We start from the raw sequence: 20727 nt of genomic DNA on the forward strand, positions 1-20727 counted from the left end.
CACGTCGGTCCCGGGCGAAGAGACGGGAACGACCGAACCCGCCGCTCACGGGCAGATCGAGGGCAACCCGGTGCCGATCTCGCAGGAAACCATCGACCGGCTGCTCTGCGACACCGGCACCCGCGGCATCAAGTTCGACGCGGAAGCCCAGATCATCGACGTCGGCCGCGACGAACGACTCTTCACCGAGGCACAGCGGACCGCAATGGGGGTACGTGACGGCGGATGCCTCTGGGGCGGCTGCGACCGGTCACCGGCCTGGTCCGAGGCCCACCACATCAACGAGTGGCTGAAGGACACCGGGAACACCAACCTCGCCAACGGAGTACTGCTCTGCCACCCGCACCACCTGCTGCTACACAACCAGCACTGGAAGATCACCCGCACCGGAAACNAACGACCCGAAGCAGACACTGATCGCACTGCCGAGCAAGCGGATCTGAGGCGGGAGTTCGGCCTCTGGTATCGACGGGCTCGACCGCCGGGGTGGGAACCTTTGGAGCGGGCCGCTCCACTGACGGGCGACGGAGGGGCGTAACTTGGGCAGCATGAGCAGCGTCATTGAGACCCGAGGACTGGAGAAGCGATTCGGCCGGGTTCGGGCCCTCGACGGACTCGACCTCACGGTCGCCCCCGGCGAGGTGCACGGCTTCCTCGGCCCGAACGGGGCCGGCAAGTCCACCACCATCCGCGTGCTTCTGGGCCTCTACCGCCCGAGCGGAGGAGCCGCCACGGTCTTCGGCCGGAATCCGTGGACGGATGCCGTCGCCCTCCACCGCCGCATCGCCTACGTCCCCGGCGACGTCAGCCTGTGGCCCAACCTGTCCGGCGGTGAGGCGATCGACCTGCTCTGCCGGATGCGTGGTGGAACGGCGGACGCCGCGGCCTATCGTGCGCGCCGGGCGCACCTCGTCGACGCCTTCCAGCTCGACCCGACCAAGAAGGGCCGCACCTACTCGAAGGGCAACCGGCAGAAGGTCGCGCTGATCGCAGCCCTGGCAGCCCCGGCCGACCTGTTCATCCTCGACGAGCCGACCTCGGGCCTCGACCCGCTGATGGAAGCCGTCTTCCGCCGGGAGCTGCAGGCCGCGACGGCGGATGGCGCCGGCGTTCTGCTCTCGAGCCATATTCTCTCCGAGGTGGAACACCTCTGCGACCGGGTGAGCATCATCCGGGCCGGCCGCACCGTCGAGACCGGAACGCTGGCCCAGCTCCGCCACCTCACCCGCACCGAGGTCGCCTTCGCGACCACCGGCCTGACCGAGGCCGACCTGGCCGGGTTGGCCGCGCGCATCCCGGCCGCCCACGACCTCGTCGTCGGAAACGGCGCCCGGCACGCCGCCGAACCGCAGATCGGCACCGAGCGGGCCGGCATCGACCGGGTGAGCTTCACGGCTGACAGCGACGCGCTGCCCGAGGTTCTGCCCGTTCTGGCCGGGCTGCGTGTGCAGGGTCTGACCATCGCTCCGCCGTCCCTGGAGACCCTGTTCCTGCGCCATTACCGCGAGGATGCCCCGGCGTCGGAGCCGTCGACCGGACCACGACGGTGAGCCTCGTCCTGACTGTCCCGACGAGGGCCGCGTGAACACCCTCTGGCCACTGCTGGGACTGCGCATCCGTCGCGACCGGGTGCAGCTGCCGATCTGGATCGCCGTGTTCTTCGGGCTCGCCGCCTTCGTCGTCGTCGCGGTCGACTCGAGCTTCGGAACGAGCCTCGACCGCCAGGCGCTGATGCGGATCGCGGTTGGCTCACCGACCATCCTCATCTTCCGCGGAGAGCCGCAGGGAGCGGATACCGACGCGGTCACCTTCTTCCTCATCTTCGCCTTCCTCGCCACGCTCGTGGCCTTCATGAGCACGTTCCTTGCCGTACGCCACACCCGCGCCGAGGAGGAGTCGGGCCGCTCCGAGTTGATCGCCGCGACGCCCGCCGGCCGACTGGTCCCGCTGCTGGCGACGGCGCTGCACGGCATCGCCGCGGCCCTGGCCGCGGGGGTGGCCGTCACGCTGGGTCTGCTTACCTCCGGGCTGGATGCCGCCGGTGCGATCACCACCGGAGCCGCGGTCGCCGCCACCGGGATCACCTTCCTCGGGGTCGGGCTTCTGGCCGGCCAGGTGATGCGTACCTCCCGTGGCGCGAACGGCCTGGGGGCGGCGCTCATCGGTCTCGCTTACACCCTGCGGGCCTTCGGCGACGCCGGCGGCACCGCATCCGCCGACGGGCTGAGTATGACCAGTGCCTGGCCGAGCTGGCTGTCACCCATCGGCTGGGGTCAGCAGACGGAGGCGTTCAGCACGAATCGGCCGGCTCCGCTCCTGCTCGATCTGGCCCTCGCGGCCGTGCTCGTGGCGATGGTTGTGCTGCTGCAGCATCGGCGCGACCTCGGCTCGAGCCTGATCGGAGAGCGGCCCGGCCCCCAGCACGCATCGGGCACACTCGGCGGTTCGCTCGGCCTGGCCTGGCGGTTGCAGCGGGCGCCGACGATCGGCTGGGCCCTTGCCGGCCTGGTTCTCGGCGTCCTCGCCGGAACCCTGGGCGAAACCGTGGTCGAACTGGTCGAGTCGAGCTCGCAGATCGGCGATACGCTGGCCCGGATGGCGGGCGGCCGGGCGTCGATCATCGACCTGTTCACGGACACCATCTTCGGTCTGGTGGGCGTGATCGCTGCTGCGGCGGCAACCCAGGCGATGATCCGCATGCGCCAGGAGGAGGTCAACGGTTCCGCCGAGCTTTTGCTCGCCCTGCCGCTTCGCCGCGGCCGTTGGTTCGTCGACTACCTCCTCGTGGGCACCGTCGCCATCGCGCTGGTGCTGCTCGTGGCCGCCGGGGGCGCCGCGGCCGGGCTCGCCTCGTCGCCCGAGGCAGGTGCCGCCGGCACCACCGACACGGCCGACCGGGTGGCCAGCGCCGTGGCCTCCGGGGTGGCCCAGGCGCCGGCCGCGCTGCTCGTCCTGACGATCGCCGCGTTGCTCTTCGCCTTCGTGCCGCGGCTCAGCAGTGGCCTGAGCTGGGGTGTGCTGTTGGGCGCGGCGTTCATCGGCGAGTTTGGCGAGCTGTTCGGCCTGCCCGACTGGCTGCTCAACCTGTCTCCGTTCACCCACACGCCGACGATCGGCGCCGCCGACGTCGACTGGAGCGGCGCCTGGTGGATGCTGGGCCTCGCCCTGGCCGGCGCGGTGCTGGCCGGCGTGGGCATCCGTCGCCGCGATCTTGCGCTCTAGTTTCGAGCGGGCCTCGACCGGGTCTCGACAGGCTCGATCACCGGCAAGTGCGAATAGGGTGGAGGCATGACTGACCAGGGGACCGCATCCGGAATCGACCGCGACGAACTTGACCTCGAGGTGCGTCCGCAGGACGACCTCTTCCGCCATGTGAACGGCAAGTGGATCGCCCGCAGTGAGATCCCGGCCGATAAGGCCCGCTGGGGCTCGTTCTACCTGCTCGCCGAGGAATCGGAGAAGGCCGTCCGGGAGATCATCCTCGAAGCCCAGACCGCCGCCCCCGGCACCGAGGAGCGCAAATTCGGTGATCTCTATGCCAGCTTCCTGGACGAGGACCGCGTCGAAGAGCTCGGAGCGACCCCGCTCGCGGCCGATCTCGCCACCGTCGACGCCGTCACCTCCATCCCCGAGCTGCTCGGCACCCTCGGCCGTCTCGAGCGCGCGGGCGTGTCCGGCGCCTTCGGTCTCTTCGTCGACAACGATCCGGGGGACCCCGAGCGCTACCTCGTCTTCGTCGAGCAGGGCGGGCTCGGCCTCCCCGACGAGTCCTACTACCGCGACGAGAAGTTTGCCGCGATCCGGGAGGCCTACCAGGCGTTCCTGACCCGGATGTTCGGCCTCGTCGGTACCGCGGACGCCGCCGGTCGCGCCGAGCGCGTGTTCCTTCTCGAAACCGAGCTCGCCACCCACCACTGGGACAAGGTGCGCTCGCGCGACAGCGAGAAGACCTACAACCTCAAGACCTGGGGTCAGGTCACCGCGCTGGCCGCCGGCGCCGACCTGCACCTCTGGCTTGACGGGCTCGACGGCCCGGCCGGTGCTCTCGACGAGGTTGTCGTGCGCCAGCCCAGCTTCGTGACCGGTCTGGCGGAGATGCTCACCGAGGACCAGCTCGACGGTTGGAAGGACTGGCTGCGGTGGCAGATCATCCGTTCCAGCGCCGCGTTCCTGTCGAGCGATTTCGTCGAGTCCAGCTTTGACTTCTACGGTCGCACCCTGACTGGCACGCCCCAACTGCGCGAGCGCTGGAAGCGTGGCGTCTCGCTCGTCGAGGGGGCGCTCGGCGAGGCCGTCGGGCGCATCTACGTCGAGCGGCACTTCAAGCCCAGCGCGAAGGCGAGCATGGACATACTCGTGGCCAACCTGGTCGAGGCCTACCGCCGGAGCATCACCGAACTCGACTGGATGACCGCGGAGACGCGCGCCCGTGCGCTCGACAAGCTCGAGAAGTTCACCCCCAAGATCGGCTACCCGGTCAAGTGGCGTGACTATTCGGCCCTTTCGATCGACCCGGCCGACCTGATCAAGAACGTTCGCGCCACAAGCGAGTTCGAGTTCCAGCGGGAATTGGGCAAGATCGGCAACCCCCTCGACCGCGACGAGTGGTTCATGACTCCGCAGACGATCAACGCGTACTACAACCCGGGCTTCAACGAGATCGTCTTCCCGGCCGCCATCCTGCAGCCGCCGTTCTTCGACGATGCCCGCGATTCCGCCGCCAACTACGGCGCGATCGGCGCCGTTATCGGCCACGAGATCGGCCACGGCTTCGACGACCAGGGCTCGAAATACGACGGCACCGGGCTGCTCACCGACTGGTGGACCGAAGAAGACCGCACGGCCTTCGACGAGCGCACCAGCTCCCTGATCGAGCAGTTCAACGGGCTCGCCCCGCACCAGGTTCCCGACCACCACGTGAACGGCGCACTCACCATCGGCGAGAATATCGGCGACCTCGGCGGGCTCTCCATCGCTTGGAAGGCCTACCTGATCTCGCTGGACGGCCAGGAACCACCCGTGATCGACGGACTCACCGGCACCCAGCGTTTCTTCCTCTCCTGGGCACAGGCCTGGCAGCTCAAGATGCGTGACGAGGAGGCCGTCCGCCTGCTCTCGATCGACCCGCACTCGCCCAACGAATTTCGCTGCAACCAGATCGTGCGCAACATCGACGAGTTCTATACGGCGTTCGGCGTCACCCCGGACGATGCTCTCTGGCTGGACCCGGAGAAGCGCGTTACGATCTGGTGACCTCAGCGCGACCGTCAGTCCGTGTCACGGGGGTCGAGCAGCCCGAATCTACGTAAGGACCTGCCCACTGTGGCCATGCCATCCCAGGACTCAGAGCGCCGGTCTCGCCACTCATCGGCGCGCCGCGGCAGGCACGGCGGCGTGGACGCCACGGCGAACTTCGGCCGCGGGTTCCAGGCGCTCGGTGACCTCGCGGTCGACGGGGTGCAGGTTTCGGCCCGCGCCACCGATCTGGTCACCGGCCGGGTGCTGTTCTCCGTGGACGACCACGTGGTCATGCCCACCGCCGGCATCGGCATGGTGCTTCTGCTGACCGAGGTCGCCGCCCGGCTCCGCGACGCCGACTTCGGCGCGTACACGATCCTCGATCGCACCGTGTCCGATTCGGTCGCCGGATCCGGCCTCTGGCAGCACCTGCAGGCTCCCTCGCTGCCGATCGCCGACCTCGCTGCGCTGATCGGTGCCACCAACGACAACCTGGCCACCAATGTGCTGCTCCGCGCAGTCGGCCTGGACGCGGTGCGGTCCCGCGCCGAGCAGCTCGGACTCAGCCGCACCGCCCTGCTCGACCTTGTGCGCGACCGGCGCGGGCCCGATGACGCGCCGCAGCTCTCGGTCGGCAGCGCCAAGGAGCTCACCTGGCTGTTCACGGCGCTGGCCCGGGGGGAGGTCGTCGATGCGGAGGCGAGCGAGCGCGTGCTCGGCTGGCTGTCGCTCGGCGCCGACCTGTCCATGGTCGCCAGCGCGTTCGGGCTCGACCCGCTCGCGCATCGGTCCGGCGATCACGGCCTCCTGCTGGTCAACAAGACCGGAACGGATGCCGGCGTGCGCAGTGAGATCGGCATTCTGCGCGGCCCGCGCGCCGGGGTGACCTACATGGTCTCGATGTCCTTCGCGGACACCCGCCTCTCGTCCCGGCTCGCGGTGCTCGACGGGATGCGCGCGGTCGGCCTCGACCTGCTGGAATACGTGCACTGACCGGCGTCGCCGGCGAAAACAGGAAAACGGGGCTGCCCTCGCGACGCAATCCTTCGCGGGGGCAGCCCTGGGTGATGGTGGCGCAACCGCTCAGCAGCACCGACCCTGGGGGTTGATGTCCTGGCGGTCGGTCTGGTCGCGCCAGAATTCGCGCTCCGTCATCATCACTGGTCCGGAGCAGGCGGCGGCATCCGGGTCATGAATCGATTCGTCGTGGGCCTCATGGTGGGCCTTGTACTTGTCGTAGGCGTCTTCACCCATGACCCCCCTCATGAACCAGGCGAAGCTCTTCGCGCCGCGGCGAACACTGGCGAGCAGATTCATCGGCGGGTCGTCCTCCCTGCCTTGACCAGCTTGGCCTGGGCGATCTGGGCGTCCCAACGTGCGGCCAGCTTCTTCTCTTCCGGAGTGGCCACGAAGCCGGACGGGGCGAACATCTGCGACGCCACCGCGTCATCCTCGTTGGTGCCGAAGCTGCGGGTCTTGTAGGACCTCCAGGTGGCTTGCACGGCGGTCACCATCACGATGATGGCCAGCACGACGAACAGGATCGAAAGGATGCCCTGCACCATCGTGTTGCGCACGACCGCCTCCATCGCCTCGACGGTCTTCGCCGTGCCGAAGCTGGTGAGTCCCTCATCCAGAGCGTTGGAAAACGCTCGATTCTGGGCGAAATAGCCCACGCCGGGAACGGTCGAGAAGATCTTCAGGAACGACGCGTAGATGGTCACGACGGCGGCGAAGGTCAGCGGCAGCGCCACAACCCAGAGGTACGTGAACAGCCCTCGCTTGGCCACGATCGCCAGGCAGACGGCCAGGGCGATGGCCGCCAGCAGCTGGTTCGCGATTCCGAACAGCGGGAACAGGGTGTTGATGCCACCGAGCGGGTCGGTGACGCCCATCACGAGCACGGCACCCCAGGCGGCGACCATGATCCCGGTCGTGACCCAGGCGCCCAGGCGCCAGGACGTGTTCTTGAACTTCGGGAAGAAGTTGCCGAGGCTGTCCTGCAGCATGAACCGGGCCACGCGGGTTCCGGCATCGACGGCGGTCAGGATGAACAGCGCCTCGAACATGATGGCGAAGTGGTACCAGAACGCCATCATCCCCGAGCCGCCCACAAGCTGGTGCATGATGTTGGCGAGGCCGACCGACAGGGTCGGGGCGCCGCCGGTGCGGGACACGATGGTCTCCTCGCCCACGTTCTTCGCGGTCTCGGTGAGCATCTCGGGGGTTAGGTTGACGCCGGTCAGGCCGAGGCTGTTCACGAATGTGACAGCACCCTCAACGGTGCCGCCGGTCAGGGCCGGCGAGGAGTTCATGGCGAAGTAGATGCCGCGGTCGATCGACAGCGCGGCGACGAGCGCCATGATGGCGACGAATGATTCCATCAGCATTCCGCCGTAACCGATGAACCGGGTCTGGCGTTCCTTCTCGATCAGCTTCGGCGTCGTTCCGGAGGCGATCAGGGCGTGGAAGCCGGACAGGGCGCCGCAGGCGATGGTGACGAAGAGGAACGGGAAGAGCGAGCCGCTCACCACGGGGCCGCCGCCGTTCACGAACTCGCTGGCGGCCGGGGCCGAGATCTCGGGGCGGACGATGATGATGGCGATTGCCAGCATCCCGATCGTGCCGATTTTCATGAAGGTGGACAGGTAGTCCCGGGGGGCCAGCAGCAGCCAGACCGGAAGGATGGCAGCCACGAAGCCATAGACGATGATGCCGATCGCGAGGGGCAGCGGTTCAATGGCGAAGAAGGTCGAGCCCCACTCGGTGTCCGCGATCATGCCACCACCGATGATGGCGGCCAGCAGCAGGATGAAGCCGATGATCGAGACCTCGGTGACCTGGCCCGGGCGGAAGAAGCGCAGGTAGACGCCCATGAACAGGGCGATCGGAATGGTCATCGAGACCGAGAAGACGCCCCAGGGGCTGTCCGCGAGGGCGTTGACGACGACGAGGGCGAGGATGGCCACGATGATGACCATGATCGCCAGAGTCGCGACGAGGGCGGCCGTGCCGCCCACCTTGCCGAGTTCGTCCCTGGCCATCTGACCCAGGGAGCGTCCGCCGCGGCGCATTGAGAAGAACAGCACCATGTAGTCCTGCACCGCGCCGGCAAGCACGACACCGACGATGATCCAGATCGTGCCGGGCAGGTAGCCCATCTGGGCGGCCAGCACGGGGCCGACGAGCGGTCCGGCGCCGGCGATAGCGGCGAAGTGGTGACCGAAGAGAACCCGGCGGTCCGTGGCCGCGAAGTCTTTGCCATCGGCCTTGTACTCGGCCGGCGTCGCGCGCCGGTCATCGGGGTGCAGCAGGTGCTTCTGGATGTAGTTGGAGTAGAAACGGTAACCGATCAGATACGTGCAGACGGCGGCGAAGACGAACCAGATGGCGTTGACGGTCTCGCCGCGAACAACGGCGAGCATCACCCAGCTCAGCCCGCCGAGCAGCGAGATGCCGCCCCAGATCCCGACCTTCAGGGGGGTCCAGTGCGCTTCCTCGGCGTCGTGGGTGATCTGGTCGAGAGCAACGGGCAACAGGAGGGGATCCCGGTCCAGCTCCTCACCCCGCTTGGCTGATTCGTGTGGCGTGCGGGGCTTGGTGCCCATGATCTCTCCTTTGAGGTACCCGCAAGGACTGCGGAAATCCTTAGCAAGGCTAACAGCTTGGCGGCACCTTCCGGACGGACGCCTAAAATGGACGGAGCGCCGGGCGGCTTCTGCCTGTCCTGTGTGCTTTCCAGATCCCCCGCCCTCTCGACCATTGGAGCCCCGTGGCCGCCCTCTCCCGCCTCGATTCCGTCATCGCCCTTGCCCGCCACCGCGGGTTCGTGTTCCAGGCCGGTGAAATCTACGGTGGGTCCCGGTCCGCCTGGGACTACGGGCCGCTGGGCGTGGAGCTCAAGGAGAACATCAAGAAGCAGTGGTGGCGCTTCATGGTCACCAGCCGCGACGACGTGGTGGGCCTCGACTCCTCGGTGATCCTTCCCCGCAAGGTGTGGGAGGCATCCGGTCACGTCGAAGTCTTCAGCGACCCGCTGGTCGAGTGCACGAGCTGCCACAAGCGATTCCGCGCAGACCACCTCGAGGAAGAATTCGAGGAGAAGAAGGGCCGTCCGCCCGAGGGCGGCATCGACGGCATCCCCTGCCCGAACTGCGGCAACCGGCATATCTGGACCGAACCGCGCGCTTTCTCCGGCCTGCTCAAGACCTACCTCGGCCCGGTCGACGACGAGGCCGGCATGCACTACCTGCGCCCCGAGACCGCGCAAGGCATCTTCGTGAACTTCGCCAACGTGCTGCAGGCTGCGCGCATGAAGCCGCCGTTCGGAATCGGCCAGATCGGCAAGAGCTTCCGCAACGAGATAACCCCGGGAAATTTCATCTTCCGTACCCGCGAGTTCGAGCAGATGGAGATGGAATTCTTCGTCGAGCCGGGCACGGATGAGACGTGGCACCAGTACTGGATCGACCAGCGCCTGACGTGGTACACCGGCCTCGGCATCAACGTCGACAACCTGCGCCTGTTCGAGCACCCGGCCGAGAAGCTCTCGCACTATTCCAAGCGCACCGTGGACATCGAGTACCGCTTCGGTTTCAGCGGCAGCGAATTCGGCGAGCTCGAGGGTGTTGCCAACCGAACCGACTTCGACCTCAGGACGCACGCGGAGGCATCCGGCAAGGATCTGTCCTACTTCGACCAGACGAAAAACGAGCGCTGGGTTCCCTACGTGATCGAGCCGGCGGCCGGACTGACCCGCTCGCTGATGGCGTTCCTGGTCGACGCGTACCACGAGGAGGAAGTGCCCAACGCGAAAGGCGGCGTCGACAAGCGCACCGTGCTGAAACTCGACCCGCGCCTGGCGCCGATCAAGGTCGCCGTGCTGCCGTTGTCCCGCAACGAGGCGCTCTCGCCGATGGCCAAGTCCCTCGCCGCGCGGCTGCGCGAGTCCTGGAACGTGGACTTCGACGACGCCGGCGCCATCGGCCGCCGCTACCGCCGCCAGGACGAGATCGGCACCCCGTACTGCGTCACGGTCGACTTCGATTCGCTCGAGGACCAGGCCGTCACCGTGCGTGACCGCGACACCATGGCGCAGGAGCGCGTGCCGCTCGACAGGCTCGACGCCTACCTGGCCGAGCGGCTCCGCGGCGCGTAGCCGAGTCTGCCGGCCGCGCGCTGCGGGCTGGGGCCGGTGGGGTGCCGGTGCCGGTGGGGTGCTAACTCAGGAGAAGTCTCGCGGGCGAGCCTCGGCGGTCCCGGAACGGCGGCACCGCGGCGCCCGGACACACCGGTTTTCCTGAGTTGGCCCCACAGGGGGAGGGAGACGGATACCTGGCGAGCCGCCGCTGCCGCAGCCGCCGCACGAGTTCAGGGGCGGGCGAGCTCGATCAGGGTGACGCCGCCCGGCGCGGCCGGGTCGCTCATGGCGGCGAGGGCGGCGGGCGCCTCGGCCAGACTGAGACGGCGGCCGATCAGGTCCTGCGGGCGCAGCCGGCCGGAGGTGACCAGGGCCAGCAGGGCCGGATAGTCCCCCGCGGGCATCCCGTGGCTGCCCATCACGGTCAGTTCCCGGGCGATGACGTCGCCGAGCGGAAGCCGTGGGTCTTCCGCCAGCAATCCGATCTGGACGTGACGCCCCCGGGTTGCCAGAGAACGGATGGCGATGCCCACCGTGCTCTCCCGGCCGAGCGCCTCGACGCTGACCTGCGCGCCCGCACCCGCATCCGCGCCCCTTCCCGTCACCGAGCGGATCCGCGCCACCACCTCATCGTTCGAGAGCCCGGCGGAGTCCACCGTGAAGGTCGCGCCCACTCGCGCGGCCGTCTCACGGGCCGCGGCACTGATGTCCACGGCGATCACGGTCGCACCGAGCGCCGCGCCGATCATGACCGCGGAGAGACCGACGCCGCCGCAGCCGACCACGACGAGGGTCTCGCCCGCTTGCAACCGGGCCTGATGCACGAGGCCGCGATAGGAGGTGGCGAAGCGGCAGCCGAGCAGTGCGGCGGCGCCGGCATCCAGTCCCACGGGAATCGCGATCAGATTGACGTCGGCGTTGTGCAGGGCCACCCGCTCCGCATAGGAGCCCCAGTGGGTGAAGCCGGGCTGGGTCTGATTGCGGCAGACCTGGCCGTTGCCGCCCCGGCACTCCGGGCAGTCGCCGCAGGCGCAGACGAACGGCACGGTGACGCGCTGGCCCACGGCGAAGCGGCGCACCTCGGGCCCCACGGCGTCGATCACACCGACGAGCTCGTGGCCCGGAACGTGCGGCAGGGCGATGCCGGCGTCGTGCCCGAGCCAGCCGTGCCAGTCGCTGCGACAGAGGCCGGTGGCCTCCACTCGCACGACGACCCCGGACGCGGACGGCACCGGGTCTGGAACCTCCCTCAACTCGGGTACGGCACCGAACGCGTCGAACCAGACGGCTCTCACCCGCAGATCCCGGCCGTGCCGTGCACGCTCGCACCGTGCAGGGCCAGGCCGCCCACCGTCAGGATGCCGCGGGGCCGATATCGGCGGCCGTGGCCGCGGTCCCGGCGGCGGGCAGCTCAACCTGGATGCCGAACAGGGCATCGAGTCCGGTCAGGAATGCGGCCTGCTCGCCCGCTCGGGCCAGCTCGCGGGATCGCACCATCGGGGTGTGCAGAAGCACGCCGGCCAAGTGGCGCAGGGCCGCCTCGGTCTGCTCGCTGTTGTCGCCGCGGTTGCGCGCCCGGTCGATCTCACCGTCGAGCAGGTCGAAGACATAGCTGCGGAGGGCCACGACGGCCGGGGCGAGGCTCTGCTCCTCGGCGACCGCGGAGAACTTGCGGGCGGCGCGACCCACGAGCAGTCGGGCGTCGCTGGTGGCGTTGAGCTCCTCGAGCGGCGCGTGGATGCGGATGGTCTCGAGGTCGAGCAGCTCGACGCCGGCCAGGTCGGTGACGTCCGGGTCGACGTTGCGCGGCAGACCCAGGTCGATGATGAGCCGGCGCGGAATCTCGGTCGGGGCATCCGTCATCGGGCAGGAGGGGAGTGTGCGCGCTTCGGCGGCCGGGAGCTGCAGGGAGAGTGCGCGGCCCGAGTGGAGCAGGGCCGCGTCGATCACGTGGGTGTCGGCGGTCGTGCAGGTGAGGATCAGGTCGGCCTCGGCGGCTTCGATGGCGAACGCCGACTCGGCGACGGCGGTGATCTGATGCGAGGTGGCGAACTTCTGAGCGCGGCCCGAAGGGGAGTACACCCGCACGTCCTCGGCGCCGAGGTCCCGCAGCGCGGCGAGGGAGGCCCCCGCGTAGCGGCCGGTGCCGACCAGGAGCACGCGGGTCTGGGCCCAGTCCGTGACGCGGCTTTCGGCCAGTTCGAGGGCCAGGCGCACGAGTGAACGCCCCGCGGCTCCGATGCCGGTGCGGTTCTTGACGCCCCGCGAGGTCTGCGACGCACGCTGGAAGAGGCGTTCGAGTTCGGGGCTGGTGGTGCGGAAGAGCCGGGCCTGCTCGAGGGAGCGGCGAACCTGGCCGGCGATTTCGCCCTCGCCGACGACCACCGATTCGAGGCCGCTCGTCACGGCGAAGAGGTGTTCGGCGACGCCGCTGCCGTGCACCAGGTCCAGGGTGTTCCGCAGAACGTCGACGGCCACGCCGGTGCTCGCACTGACGCCGTCGATGGCGGCGTGCACGGCCGAAATGGGGGAGGAGCCCAACGGTTCGTCGAGGTCGAGGTAGGCCTCGAACCGGTTGCAGGTGGCCACGACCACGGCACCGACCAGGGCCGGATGCCGCTCGAGAATGCCACCCGCCGTGTCGTTCGCACCGACAGACAATTTCTCCAGCACGTCAAAGCTGGAGTTCTTATGGCTGGCGGACAGGCAGATCAACACTTGATGAGTCTACGACCTGTGGCTGAGGGTCCGAATCGCCCGAGTGTCGGAAGTTTGACAGAATCAAGATAATGAACCTCGACGCGCAACACCCACTCGCAACCGGACTCACAGCCGATTCACGCCTCATCCGCGCCTACCAGGGCACCAGGCCAGACGTCACCCCCGTCTGGTTCATGCGCCAGGCCGGCCGTTCGCTGCCCGAATACCGCTCGCTGCGGGTCGGTACGCGCATGCTCGACGCCTGCCTCGACCCGGAGATGGCGAGCGAAATCACGCTGCAGCCGGTGCGCCGCCACAACGTCGACGCCGGCATCCTCTTCAGCGACATCGTCATCCCACTCAAGCTCGTGGGCGTCGACGTCGAGATCGTCGCAGGCACCGGCCCCGTCCTCGGCACGGCCGTGCGCACGGCGAAGGATGTCGCGGAGCTCACCGCTCTCGACCCGGCCGTGCTTGAGGGGAACCTCGCCCCGATCACCGCGGCGGTCGCGCGCACCGTCGCCGAGCTCGGCTCGACGCCGCTGATCGGATTCGCCGGGGCCCCGTTCACGCTGGCGGCCTATCTCGTGGAGGGCGGCCCGTCGAAGGACCACATCAACGCCCGCACGCTCATGCATGCGGACCCCGACGCCTGGGCCACCCTGATGGAGTGGACGGCCGAGGTCACCGGACGATTCCTGCGCGCGCAGGTTTTGGCCGGCGCCAGCGCCGCCCAGCTATTCGACTCCTGGGCCGGCGCGCTCTCGCTGGCCGACTACACGCGCTTCGTCGCTCCTGCCTCCACCGCGGCGATCGCCCACGTGCGCGACCTCACCTATGACGAGGGCGCCGCGGGCACGGATGCCGACGGCGTCGCGTCCGTGCGCCGCAACGTGCCCGTCGTGCACTTCGGAGTGGGCACGGGCGAGCTGCTTCGGGAGATGCACGGGGTGGGCGCCGACGTCGTCGGAGTCGACTACCGGGTGCCGCTCGATGAAGCCAACCGTCGCCTCGGCGGACTGGTCCCGGTGCAGGGCAACGTCGATCCGGCGCTCCTCGCGGCACCGTGGCCGGTGCTCGAAGCGCATGTCCTTGACGTGCTCGAGCGTGGGCGCACGGCACCGTCCCACGTGCTGAACCTGGGACACGGCGTTCCGCCGATGACCGACCCGAACGTGCTGACTCGCCTGGTGGCCTTCGTGCACGAGGTCACCGCGGTCTCCGCCAACCCAGCCGGCGCCGGCCCGGAAGCCCCGGCCGCCGCGCCGTCCGCGTCCTGACAATCGCACGCAGGCTCAGGGGGCGCGAATGAAAGACGTCATCGTCATCGGTGGAGGGGTGGCGGGCCTGATCGCCGCCCGAGCCTGCGCCCGGGTCGGACTCAGCGTGACCGTGCTCGAAGCCACCGGTGTGCCGGGCGGAGCACTCGGCAGCCACCAGGTGGCCGGCCTCACCCTCGACAGCGGTGCCGAGAGCTTCGCCGTGCGGCGGGACGTGGTGGCCGAGTTCATCGCCGACCTCGGCCTGTCCGACGAGGTTGTCGCGCCGAACCCCGCCGGCGCCTGGCTGCACCTGCCCGACGACCGCGTGCCGAATGGTTCGGTCAGCGTTCCGCTGCCTAAGGCCGGCGTGCTCGGCATCCCCGGTTCTCCGCTCGCCGACGACGTGCGCCGCGTGATCGGCTGGAGTGGCGCCTGGCGCGCCTACGCGGACCGGCTGATGCCGGTGTTGACGATCGGCCGGGAACACAGCCTGGGTGAACTCGTGCGCAAGCGGATGGGGCGCCGCGTGCTCGAACGGCTCGTCGAACCCGTGACCGCCGGGGTGTACTCGTCCGCTGCCGACGATCTCGAGATCAACGTCGTGGCCCCGGGCCTCAACTCCGCCCTCACGGTGACGGGTTCGCTCTCCGGGGCCGTGCTGTCTTTGCGCTCCGGCGCCCCGGCCGGCTCGAACGTGTCCGGGCTCCGCGGCGGCATGTTCCGGCTCGTGACCGCTCTGGTGGCCGACCTCGTGCACTTCGGCGCCGAGATCGTGACGGATGCCCCGGTCACCGCCCTGCAGCGCTCCGGCACCGAGGACGCGCCCACCTGGACGGCCACCTGCGTGGCACCGGACACGGCGGCGGACGCAGACGCGCCGGCAGCCGCGGCGGCGGAGACCACCCTGGACGCCCGCTTCGTGATCATCGCGACTCCAGGCGCGCAGGCGCTCGGCCTACTGGCCGGCCTGAGCCCGGCCCATGCGGCGCTCGCCGAACTCGACTGGCCGCAGCCGACGGCGATCGAGCTGGCCACGATCGTCATCGACGCCCCGGAGCTCGACGTGCACCCGCGCGGCACCGGCGTGCTGGTCGCGGCCGCGACCCCCGGGGTCACCGCCAAGGCGCTCACCCACGTGACCGCGAAGTGGGAGTGGTTGGCCGAGGCCGCCGGACCGGGCCGACACGTCATCCGTCTGTCCTACGGTCGCGCCGGCCAGGACAGCCCCACCGCCGTTCTCCGCGATGACGAGCTCCTCGCGCTGTCCCTGGCGGACGCCCGCACGATCCTGGGCGTCGACCTCGACGCGACCGCCGTGCGCGGTTTCGCGCGCACGGTCTGGGGCGATGCCCTCTCGCCCGCGACCGTCGGCGCGCCCGAGCGAGTCGACCAGGTGCGCGAGGTCGTGGCCGCCACCCCGGGGCTCGAACTCACGGGTGCGTGGCTCGCCGGCACCGGCCTGGCCTCGGTGATCCCGGATGCCGTCGCCGCGGCCTCCCGCACCCGGCACGCGGCCCTCGGCATCTGATCACCGGGTCACCGGCCGCGCCGACCTGCTGCTATCCCTAATGGGGGATACTCTGAGGGACACGTGCACCTTGATGAATGGAGTCACAATGCGGGGAAAGCTTCTGTTCATCACGGGTGGACTCGTCGGATACGTCCTCGGCGCGCGCGCCGGGCGCAAGCGCTACGACCAGATCGTGGCCGCGGCAGACAACCTGTGGAACGCGCCGCCCGTTCAGCGCCGGGTGAACGAGGCGCGCGACTTCGCGCTCGAGCGGGTCGGGGATGTGCCGTCGGCACTCCTCGAGACCGGCAAGAAGATCGCCTCGGTCATGCAGTCCAAGACGTCCAAGACGTCCGGAACCAGTTACACCGTGCCGACACCGACGACGGCCGCCGGCGACACCACCACGAAATAATCACCGCGACACTCCGAACGAAGGGGAAACTGTGAGAAACAGCGAATTCAACCCGAAGAGCCGGAAATCGACGTTCGACCTTCTCGGTGAGTTGCCCGGTCAGATCATCGCCCTGGTCAAGGCCGAACTCGACGCGGCCAAGGCGGAGTTCGCCGGTAAGGCCAAAAACATCGGGCTGGGCATCGGGCTCTTCGTCGGGGCGGCCCTGTTCGCGTTCTTCGCGGCCCTGGTGCTGGTCGCCCTCGCGGTCATCGCGCTCGCCCTCGTCCTGCCGCTCTGGCTCGCGACCCTGATCGTGGCGGTCGCCCTGTTGCTGCTCGCGCTCCTGTTGGGGCTGATCGGCAGAAACCGGCTGCAGGCGGGAACGTCATCGGATCCGGACGGCGTGACGGAGAGCATCCGTCGCGACGTCGACGCCCTCAAGGGAATTGGCAAATATGAGCACTGAAGTGAACACGACGACACATGAGGCCGTCCGCGGGAGCGTCGAAGCTGTCACGGTTGAGGCCGGTCCGCGCACCAAGACCGAGTTGCGCGCCGAGGTCGCCCGTGCCCGCGTCGAACTCGCGCAAACGCTCGACGCGATCGAGTACCGGCTCAACGTGCCGAGGCAGTTGCGCGTGCGCTCGCGCCTGGTCAACGTGCGCCTGCGGGAACTCGGCGAAAAGAATCCCCTCGCACTGGCCGGCATCGTCTTGGGCGCGGCCACGGTCGCGGTGGGCGCCGTCTGGCTCGGTGTCAGGGGCGTGCAGCGCCGCTGAGGCCAACGGAAGCCGGTACCCGACCGCGCAGTTTTGGCTCTCGCGGCAAAGGAGTAGAGACTAGTAGTTATGACTCACCCGGCTGCCGGAGAGGCAGTAAACCCACCTCACTCCACCACCTCTGCCGAGACCCACGGAACGACTGACGCGCCAGGCGCGTCGCCGCAGGGTTTCACGCTCTTCGCTGTGCTGCGCAAGGATCCGAGCAACCCGGACGACCTCGACGGCCACGATGTGCCCCGAGCCGTACTGGAGCTCGACGACGTCATCGGTCTGGTTGAGGCCGAGGGCGTCACCGTCCGCGGCTTCTACGACGTCTCCGGGCTCCGCGCCGACGCCGACGTGATGATCTGGACCCACGCACCGGACGCCGAGACCCTGCAGTGGGCCCACCGCCAGCTGCGTCGTAGCCGCCTCCTCAAGAGCCTCCTGCCGACCTGGAACGCCATGGGCGTGCACCGCGACGCCGAGTTCAACAAGAGCCATGTGCCTGGGTTCCTGCGCGGAGTGGAGCCGAAGGGCTGGCTGACCCTCTACCCGTTCGTGCGCAGCTACGAGTGGTACCTGCTGCCGGAGGCCGAGCGCAGTGCCATGCTCGCCGACCACGGACGCAAGGGCGCGGCCTTCCGCGGAGCCATCGCCAACACCGTCTCCTCGTTCGCCCTCGGCGACTACGAGTGGCTGCTGCCGATCGAAAGCGACGAGCTCACCGAGCTAGTCGACCTGATGCGCGAACTGCGCAACACCGAGGCGCGCCGCCACGTGCGCGAAGAGGTCCCGTTCTACACCGGCCGCCGCATCTCGACGGCCGAACTGGTGGAGGTTCTGCAGTAATGACTACCTACGATGCCATCCTGCTCGCCGGCTTCGGCGGCCCCGAGGGTCAGGACGATGTGATCCCGTTCCTGCGCAACGTCACCGGCGGGCGCGGCATCCCCGAGGAGCGCCTCGAAGAGGTCGCCAAGCACTACCGCCACTTCGGCGGGGTCAGCCCGATCAACGACCAGAACCGTGTGCTGCGCGCCGCGCTCCAGGCCGAACTGGAACGTCGCGGCATCGACCTGCCCGTGCTCTGGGGCAACCGCAACTGGGCACCCTACCTGCGCGACACCATCAGCGAGGCCAACGACAACGGCCAGACCCGGCTCCTGGCCATCGCCACCAGCGCCTACAGCTCTTACTCCGGCTGCCGCCAGTACCGCGAGGACTTCGCGGCCGCGCTGACCGCGACCGGGCTGGAGGGCGTGGTGCACATCGACAAGGTGCGCCAGTTCTTCGACCACCCCGGATTCGTCACCCCGTTCGTGACCGCCCTCCAGAAGGGGCTCGCGGATGTCGCGGCCCAGGTCCCCGGAATCGACCTGGCCACCGAGGTCGAAATCCTGTTCTCGACCCACTCGATCCCGATGACCGACGCCAACAAGAGCGGCCCGGCCGAGCGCGGCTTCGGCGAGGGTGGCGCCTATGCGGCGCAGCACCTCGCCGTCGCCCAGAAGGTCATGGTCGGGGTGGACACCCCGTGGCAGCTGGTCTTCCAGTCCCGCAGCGGGCCGCCCACCATGCCGTGGCTCGAGCCCGACATCAACGACGCCATCGCGTTGCTGCCGGAGCGGGGCATCCGTGCCATCGTCATCGTGCCGCTCGGCTTCGTCAGTGACCACATGGAGGTCATGTGGGACCTCGACAACGAGGCCACCGAGACCGCCGGGGACCTCGGCCTGGTGTCCGTGCGCGTGCCGACGCCCGGCGTCGACCCGGCCTTCGTGAGCGGGCTCATCGACCTGGTTGAGGAGCGTATGAACGACACGCCCGCCGACGCTCGTCCGCACGAGACCGACCTCGGACCCTGGTACGACGTCTGCCGCCCCGGTTGCTGCGAGAACGTGCGCCTGGGCTTCAAGCCGGCCGTCGCCGGGATGGCTCCGTGAGCCTGATCCGCGTCGGAACCCGTGGCAGCGCGCTCGCCCTGGCGCAGACCACTGCGATTGCGAACCGCATCGCGACCGCGTCCGGCTCCGAGGTCGAAATCGTCACGGTCACGACGCACGGCGACACCTCCCGTGAGTCTCTGTCGAGCCTGGGCGGCACGGGCGTCTTCGCCAGCGCCCTGCGGGAGTCGCTCCTGGCCGAAGAATGCGACGTCGTCGTGCACTCCTTCAAGGACCTGCCGACGGCCGCCTACCCGGGTCTCCGGATCGGCGCCACCCCGAAGCGTGCGGATGCGCGCGACGTGCTGTGCGCCCGCGATGGGCTGAACCTGACCACCCTGCCCGAGGGCGCGCGAGTCGGCACAGGGTCACCGCGCCGGGCCGCTCAGCTGCGATCGCTGCGCCCGGATCTGGACGTCGTGGACATCCGTGGCAACGTGGAGACCCGTCTGAACCGTGTGGCCGTGGGCGACCTCGACGCCGTCGTGCTCGCCGCCGCGGGCCTCAGCCGGCTCGCGCTGCTCGAGTCCGTGGACGGCGAATACCTGGAACTGTCGGATTGGCCGACCGCACCCGGCCAGGGAGCGCTCGCGCTCGAGGTGCGCGACGGGAAGCTCGACCGTACTCTCGCCACGGCCCTCACTGCGATCAACCACTCGACCAGCCAGACCACCGTCATGGCCGAGCGTCTGGTGCTGGAGCGGCTCGAAGCCGGCTGCGCCGCGCCCATCGGCGCCATGGCCGCGATCGACGATGGACTCCTGTTCCTCACCGCCACGGTGTACAGCCCGGACGGCTCCCGAAGCGTCGTGAGCTCCCATGCCGCGACCCCCGACTCCCACTCCCTTGCGCACCTGACCGAGGCCGCGCAAGACGTGTCCAACCGTGTTTCGTGTGACCTGCTCGCCGGCGGCGCTGCCGACTTCGCCCCGATGAAGGTGACTTCGTGATGAACTCGCGCTACAAGACAAAAACCAGCCTCGCCAAGCCGCTCACCGGCTGGCGGGTTCTCGTGCCGCGCGGCGGCCCGTGGGGCGACCACGTCGCCGCCGACCTGCGCTCCAAGGGCGCCCAGCCGATCGTGGCCCCCATGATCAACTTCGCCCCGACCGACGACGCCCCCGCGCTCGAGGCCGCCCTGGCACGCCTCGCGGCGGGCGACTTCGACTGGATGACCGTGACCAGCGCCACGACCGTCGACGTTCTGTCGTCGCACCGTGCCGTCGTGGCGGCGTCCACGCGCATCGCGGCGGTCGGCGAGACGACGGCCGCGGCCCTGATCGCGGCCGGTTACCGGGTCGACATCGTCCCCTCCGAAGACAACTCGGCCCGGGGACTCCTCGAGGAGTGGGAAACGGCCACCTCGGGCCAGGTGCCGCTGCGCATCCTCACCCTCCGCTCGGAAATCGCCAAGCCACTGCTGACCGAGGGGCTGCGCCGGATCGGCCACGACGTCGAATCGGTCGTCGCATACCGTACCATCGGCGTCCCGGTCGACCAGCGCGTCGTCGCGGACGTCGCGGCCGGCACCGTCCAGGCCCTGCTCGTCACCTCCGGAAGCGTGGCGCAGCAGGTGCAGGATCAACTCGGGCCGATCCCCGAATCGACCGTGGTGGCCTGCATCGGGCCGCGGACGGCGCGGGATGCGGCGGCCATCGGCCTGCGCGTCGACGTCGTGGCCGACTCGCCCAGCGCCGAGTCTCTGATCCAGGCCCTGGTGCACGTCGCCCAGTCCCGCTGACGGTTCGCGCACGCCCGGCCCGGCGACGTAGG

18 protein-coding genes are annotated in these 20727 nt (G+C 69.3%); 14 read left to right on the forward strand and 4 right to left on the reverse strand.

The annotated features are described in order from the left end of the window. The first annotated feature begins 548 nt into the window (after nt 1-548). The 4 genes from E3O62_RS14325 to E3O62_RS14340 all read left to right on the forward strand — a co-directional run bounded on the left by E3O62_RS14325 (nt 549) and on the right by E3O62_RS14340 (nt 6231). Nucleotides 549-1550 (forward strand): ABC transporter ATP-binding protein, encoded by a 1002-nt coding sequence (locus E3O62_RS14325; protein ID WP_134398944.1) that lies wholly within the window; start codon nt 549-551, stop codon nt 1548-1550. Between the two features lie 31 nt (nt 1551-1581). After that, a complete protein-coding gene (locus tag E3O62_RS14330; protein ID WP_134398945.1) occupies nt 1582-3222 on the forward strand; it encodes an ABC transporter permease in 1641 nt (546 codons plus the stop codon). A 66-nt stretch (nt 3223-3288) separates the two neighbouring features. Then, nucleotides 3289-5253, forward strand: a complete 1965-nt coding sequence (locus E3O62_RS14335) for a M13 family metallopeptidase (RefSeq protein ID WP_134398946.1) — start codon at nt 3289-3291, stop codon at nt 5251-5253. Nucleotides 5254-5322: 69 nt separating this feature from the next. Beyond that, nucleotides 5323-6231 carry a serine hydrolase gene (locus tag E3O62_RS14340; protein ID WP_134394443.1) on the forward strand — a complete coding sequence of 303 codons (909 nt, stop codon included), beginning with the start codon at nt 5323-5325 and terminating at the stop codon, nt 6229-6231. Between the two features lie 90 nt (nt 6232-6321). Here the strand turns inward: E3O62_RS14340 and E3O62_RS14345 are convergent, their stop codons facing one another. Beyond that, complete coding sequence (locus E3O62_RS14345) at nt 6322-6555, reverse strand: YbdD/YjiX family protein (RefSeq protein ID WP_134394442.1); 234 nt, start codon at nt 6553-6555, stop codon at nt 6322-6324. Continuing rightward, nucleotides 6552-8846: a carbon starvation CstA family protein gene (locus E3O62_RS14350; protein WP_134398947.1), complete on the reverse strand. Its 2295-nt coding sequence runs from the start codon at nt 8844-8846 to the stop codon at nt 6552-6554. Before E3O62_RS14350 ends, E3O62_RS14345 begins: the two co-directional genes overlap by 4 nt. A 164-nt stretch (nt 8847-9010) precedes the next feature. Between E3O62_RS14350 and E3O62_RS14355 the strand changes: the two genes are divergently transcribed. Then, on the forward strand, nt 9011-10396 hold the full coding sequence (locus E3O62_RS14355) for a glycine--tRNA ligase (RefSeq protein ID WP_134394440.1): 1386 nt from the start codon (nt 9011-9013) through the stop codon (nt 10394-10396). A 212-nt stretch (nt 10397-10608) separates the two neighbouring features. Here E3O62_RS14355 and E3O62_RS14360 read toward each other — a convergent pair whose 3' ends face one another. Both E3O62_RS14360 and E3O62_RS14365 read right to left on the reverse strand, forming a co-directional pair. Then, nucleotides 10609-11673, reverse strand: a complete 1065-nt coding sequence (locus E3O62_RS14360) for an alcohol dehydrogenase catalytic domain-containing protein (RefSeq protein ID WP_134398948.1) — start codon at nt 11671-11673, stop codon at nt 10609-10611. 58 nt (nt 11674-11731) lie between these two features. After that, nucleotides 11732-13096, reverse strand: coding sequence for a glutamyl-tRNA reductase (locus tag E3O62_RS14365; protein ID WP_134398949.1), 1365 nt, complete (start codon nt 13094-13096; stop codon nt 11732-11734). 71 nt (nt 13097-13167) lie between these two features. Between E3O62_RS14365 and hemE the strand changes: the two genes are divergently transcribed. The 9 genes from hemE to E3O62_RS14405 all read left to right on the forward strand — a co-directional run bounded on the left by hemE (nt 13168) and on the right by E3O62_RS14405 (nt 20695). Next, nucleotides 13168-14358 (forward strand): uroporphyrinogen decarboxylase, encoded by a 1191-nt coding sequence (hemE, locus tag E3O62_RS14370; RefSeq protein ID WP_134398950.1) that lies wholly within the window; start codon nt 13168-13170, stop codon nt 14356-14358. 28 nt (nt 14359-14386) lie between these two features. Then, nucleotides 14387-15868: a protoporphyrinogen oxidase gene (hemG, locus tag E3O62_RS14375; RefSeq protein ID WP_134398951.1), complete on the forward strand. Its 1482-nt coding sequence runs from the start codon at nt 14387-14389 to the stop codon at nt 15866-15868. Between the two features lie 88 nt (nt 15869-15956). Next, nucleotides 15957-16265, forward strand: coding sequence for a hypothetical protein (locus E3O62_RS16680; protein ID WP_166786502.1), 309 nt, complete (start codon nt 15957-15959; stop codon nt 16263-16265). A gap of 31 nt (nt 16266-16296) precedes the next feature. Further along, the gene (locus tag E3O62_RS14380; protein WP_166786503.1) at nt 16297-16713 is read left to right on the forward strand and encodes a phage holin family protein; all 417 of its coding nucleotides are present in this window, start codon (nt 16297-16299) and stop codon (nt 16711-16713) included. Continuing rightward, complete coding sequence (locus tag E3O62_RS14385; protein ID WP_134398953.1) at nt 16703-17026, forward strand: DUF3618 domain-containing protein; 324 nt, start codon at nt 16703-16705, stop codon at nt 17024-17026. The genes E3O62_RS14380 and E3O62_RS14385 overlap by 11 nt, the downstream gene beginning before the upstream one ends. A gap of 69 nt (nt 17027-17095) precedes the next feature. Further along, entirely contained in the window at nt 17096-17860 is a 765-nt protein-coding gene (hemQ, locus tag E3O62_RS14390) for a hydrogen peroxide-dependent heme synthase (protein WP_134398954.1), read from the forward strand. Further along, the gene (locus E3O62_RS14395) at nt 17860-18954 is read left to right on the forward strand and encodes a ferrochelatase (RefSeq protein WP_104169349.1); all 1095 of its coding nucleotides are present in this window, start codon (nt 17860-17862) and stop codon (nt 18952-18954) included. Before hemQ ends, E3O62_RS14395 begins: the two co-directional genes overlap by 1 nt. Then, on the forward strand, nt 18951-19904 hold the full coding sequence (gene hemC, locus E3O62_RS14400) for a hydroxymethylbilane synthase (protein WP_134398955.1): 954 nt from the start codon (nt 18951-18953) through the stop codon (nt 19902-19904). The genes E3O62_RS14395 and hemC overlap by 4 nt, the downstream gene beginning before the upstream one ends. Further along, complete coding sequence (locus E3O62_RS14405) at nt 19904-20695, forward strand: uroporphyrinogen-III synthase (protein ID WP_134394455.1); 792 nt, start codon at nt 19904-19906, stop codon at nt 20693-20695. Before hemC ends, E3O62_RS14405 begins: the two co-directional genes overlap by 1 nt. The last annotated feature ends 32 nt before the right edge of the window (nt 20696-20727 follow it).

This window comes from Cryobacterium sp. TMT2-15-1, from assembly GCF_004402345.1.
Lineage (GTDB): Bacteria > Actinomycetota > Actinomycetes > Actinomycetales > Microbacteriaceae > Cryobacterium > Cryobacterium sandaracinum.

What these genes read in the sequence shown, in the direction of transcription:
- E3O62_RS14325 (WP_134398944.1), top strand. Translation starts at nt 549, where the DNA reads ATGAGCAGCGTCATTGAGACCCGAGGACTGGAGAAGCGATTCGGCCGG.
- E3O62_RS14335 (WP_134398946.1), top strand. Translation starts at nt 3,289, where the DNA reads ATGACTGACCAGGGGACCGCATCCGGAATCGACCGCGACGAACTTGAC.
- E3O62_RS14345 (WP_134394442.1), bottom strand. Translation starts at nt 6,555, where the DNA reads ATGAATCTGCTCGCCAGTGTTCGCCGCGGCGCGAAGAGCTTCGCCTGG.
- E3O62_RS14350 (WP_134398947.1), bottom strand. Translation starts at nt 8,846, where the DNA reads ATGGGCACCAAGCCCCGCACGCCACACGAATCAGCCAAGCGGGGTGAG.
- hemE (WP_134398950.1), top strand. Translation starts at nt 13,168, where the DNA reads ATGAACCTCGACGCGCAACACCCACTCGCAACCGGACTCACAGCCGAT.
- hemG (WP_134398951.1), top strand. Translation starts at nt 14,387, where the DNA reads ATGAAAGACGTCATCGTCATCGGTGGAGGGGTGGCGGGCCTGATCGCC.
- E3O62_RS16680 (WP_166786502.1), top strand. Translation starts at nt 15,957, where the DNA reads ATGCGGGGAAAGCTTCTGTTCATCACGGGTGGACTCGTCGGATACGTC.
- E3O62_RS14385 (WP_134398953.1), top strand. Translation starts at nt 16,703, where the DNA reads ATGAGCACTGAAGTGAACACGACGACACATGAGGCCGTCCGCGGGAGC.
- hemQ (WP_134398954.1), top strand. Translation starts at nt 17,096, where the DNA reads ATGACTCACCCGGCTGCCGGAGAGGCAGTAAACCCACCTCACTCCACC.
- E3O62_RS14395 (WP_104169349.1), top strand. Translation starts at nt 17,860, where the DNA reads ATGACTACCTACGATGCCATCCTGCTCGCCGGCTTCGGCGGCCCCGAG.
- E3O62_RS14405 (WP_134394455.1), top strand. Translation starts at nt 19,904, where the DNA reads ATGAACTCGCGCTACAAGACAAAAACCAGCCTCGCCAAGCCGCTCACC.